Origin of the sequence: Moraxella caprae DSM 19149 (genome assembly GCF_000426885.1) — a bacterium.
In the GTDB taxonomy this organism is placed as follows: domain Bacteria; phylum Pseudomonadota; class Gammaproteobacteria; order Pseudomonadales; family Moraxellaceae; genus Moraxella; species Moraxella caprae.
This window is the reverse complement of sequence record NZ_AUGF01000093.1, coordinates 1-2,452: the sequence shown is the minus strand read 5'-3', so window position 1 is coordinate 2,452 and position 2,452 is coordinate 1. Positions and strand designations below refer to the sequence as shown.

The window sequence follows — 2,452 nt, the reverse complement described above, 5'->3', positions numbered from 1 at the left end:
TCCTGTGAAGTACAGAAACTTAGTCCTTGGTCAAACCACTTAGCTTTATTAACCTAACCTTTAATCTTGTGTCTAAGATTTGGGGGTCGGTTCATTCACTCACGGGTTTGCTGTTTTAAAAATGGATTAAAATCACGTTTGGCTTAACGTATTTCTCTTTCTGTACCTCGCCCTTGTTCAGAGCTAATCGTGGCATTACTAAGCTCAATAAAATCATCAGGTAAGGCAGGTGTACTTGCTGACGGGGCAGGGGGTGGGGTGGCGCCAATATAACCTGATAGGGCAGGAGCAGGATACACTTCGGGCAGGGGCTGTACATTTTGTACAGGTTGGGGCAGGTAGTTGCCATCAGGCATGCCTTGTACGGGCATGTTTTGCACAGGCATGGGCTCTGGCATCGTCTGCATGGGTACATTTTGCACAGGCATGGGCATTTGTTGTACGGGGGCAGGCATGGGCATGCTTTGGGCGGACATGGCGGTGTTTGGTGCTGGCACAAGCTGGGTCATGTCCACGTTGAGTGCGGTCATGGTTGCTTCATCAAACACCAAAAATTCTGTTCGTCCATTTTTAAAGCGACCCAGTTCGGTCACGTTGTCCGAGATTGGAAAGCTGTCGCCCACGCCTTTGGGGGTCAGCTGGATGTCACTCACGCCCTGCTCTACCAAAAAGGCTTTAACCGCTTCGGCTTGGGTTTGCGATAGGCTAAGATTTGCCATGCGGTCAGTGCCATCTCCGCCACTGGTGTGGGTTGCAATGATGAGCTTGATGCTCGGATTGGCTTTGATTTTCTCTGCCAGTAGCGACAGCACGCCATGGGTGTTGGCAGGCAACTCGCTTGTGCCATTAAAGTCAATCACCGCAAGGCTTGCCGAACGTGACAAGTCATAGCTGTTGGGAGGATTATCCAGAGCATTTAGGGCGGTCGTGGCACGTTCAAGGCTCTGATTGATGACATTGGCTTTATCCAATGCAGGGGCGGGCGAGACGGTAAACTGTGGGGCGAGTAGGGCGATGTCATTGACGATTCTGGGTAGGATGTCCGTCTTTGGTGTATTGACATAGATGTGGTCGCCGATAATCTCAATGCTGGTAAACGGCTCAGACTTGACCATCGCCATGATGCTCTCCAAACGTTCTAGTCCTGTCAGTGATGTGCCAAAATTATCATCGATGTCCATGATACAGCCGATTTGCCCGAAGTTCTTTTGTAGTACCCCGAGCAGTTGTTCTTGGAGCTGGCTGTTGCCCACTTCGGCTTGACAGGCGTATAGCGTGCCGTTCTCGCCTGATGTTAGGGACAGACGGGGTGGATTTAGCGATTTGACGGTCGGTGTGGCGACATTGGGGTCGTGGACGGGGGCGGTCTCTGATGAGTCTGATTTGTCTTTTAGTAAATACCATGCTCCGCCCCCGACAGCCAAGGCGATAAGCCCTGCCCCGAGTCCTATTAATAAAGGGTTGGGGCGTGCCACCTTAGGTTTTATGGACGGTTTAATGGGTTGATGACCACCGAGATGATTATCGTCATTGATGTCATCTTGGGCGGTTGTATCGGTATTGATATCATCATTTATATTATTAATACCGTCATTAGTACCGCCATTAATGCCGTCTTGATAAATGCCATTGGTATTAATATTTTCCCCTTGTTTTTCATTGTCAAAGGGTGTGTTGGTATTATCATTAATATCGGCAGTTTTGGTGACACTAATAATTGGTGAGTCATCTGTGGCGATAGGAGTATTATCAATATCATCATCTGCTTGATTGGGCTGATTATCAGAATTGATAAATACCAAATCAGCAGTTGGCGTTTGCTCATTTAATTGTTCAATCTTTTGAGCCAGCGAGCTTTGGATAAACTGGGGCGACCACGCAGGCAAATGCGTGCGACTTGATGCAAAATTCTGTGCCAAAAAAGCAATCAGCCCCTGACCGCCTGCCAAATTCGCCACTTCCACCATCATCGGCGGAGTAATGGCTTTTAGGAGTGTCATTGTGGACTGCTCATCCATGTGAAAACTGCGTGCCAAACGCTTTGCCAAAGGCTCTGCCTGCATGCCCCACAAGGCGGTCAGGCTGTGATTTTTGGCATTGGTGCTGTCAAAGCCATCATTAAGCTCAATCAAGCGTGCCGTGCTTAGGGCATAATACTGCTTTAATAAATCCGCACTCGTATCTTCGTTTGAGATGCCCATAGAGCTTGATACCAACCCATGCAAATACTGTACGATGTCCATCGCTCACCTTATCAACTGTTTTTATGCTAACCCTTTATTATACCGCAAATTCTTGCAAAAATCTGTGCCATTATCGTCATCGCCTTGCCTTTTGTCTTGTTTTTGTGTTGTTTTATCATCTGATGTGGCAAGGGCTTGACATGGTGTTGGGCGGTGCGATAATCAATTGAAAAATTGAAAAATTGAAAAATTGAAAAATTGAAAAATTG

The 2,452-nt window shown here is 47.6% G+C and carries 2 protein-coding genes; one reads left to right on the top strand and one right to left on the bottom strand.

Annotation, left to right across the window (positions count from 1 at the left end; translation table 11 throughout):
• Positions 1-143 precede the first annotated feature (143 nt).
• Positions 144-2,243: an OmpA family protein gene (locus K941_RS0112370; RefSeq protein ID WP_029103835.1), complete on the bottom strand. Its 2,100-nt coding sequence runs from the start codon at positions 2,241-2,243 to the stop codon at positions 144-146.
• A 23-nt stretch (positions 2,244-2,266) separates the two neighbouring features.
• Here K941_RS0112370 and K941_RS17280 point away from each other — a divergent pair, with 23 nt between their 5' ends.
• On the top strand, positions 2,267-2,413 hold the full coding sequence (locus K941_RS17280; protein WP_156892345.1) for a hypothetical protein: 147 nt from the start codon (positions 2,267-2,269) through the stop codon (positions 2,411-2,413).
• The last annotated feature ends 39 nt before the right edge of the window (positions 2,414-2,452 follow it).